This window comes from Geobacillus sp. G4, from assembly GCF_040327975.1.
In the GTDB taxonomy this organism is placed as follows: Bacteria; Bacillota; Bacilli; order Bacillales; family Anoxybacillaceae; genus Geobacillus; species Geobacillus thermoleovorans.
Window position 1 is genome coordinate 1 of record NZ_JBEPJY010000075.1, and the last position, 378, is coordinate 378.

Consider the following 378-nt stretch of genomic DNA (forward strand, 5'->3'; position numbering starts at 1 on the left):
GGAAATCTGGTCAAAAGGGCTGGATGCGGTATCGGTCAATCCGGATTCTCCTTATGTTAAAGAGATGGAGAAAATTTTGAAATATGTCAACCATGTTGCTGACACGGCACCCTCTCCGTATGAAGTGATCCAACAGATTGTACACGTGGCAAAGTCTCCTTATCCGAAATTGCGGTATCCGGTTGGCAAAGGTGTGAAATTAGGAATTGTCTTGAAAAATATATTGCCGTGGAAGTGGTGGGAGCGGATGGTGATGAAGCGGCTGTGGGACAGATAGAATCCGGATACTAGGATTTTCTTCCAAAAAATCTAGAAGTACGTTTTCCACTCTATTTTTGTTTTTAAGGTATTTAAATTATCTAGAAATTTACAATTGAT

1 pseudogene is annotated in these 378 nt (G+C 40.5%); it reads left to right on the forward strand.

Annotation, left to right across the window (positions count from 1 at the left end):
- A pseudogene (locus ABS784_RS17000) lies at positions 1–277 on the forward strand (short-chain dehydrogenase/reductase); the annotation flags it as partial.
- Between the last annotated feature and the right edge of the window lie 101 nt (positions 278–378).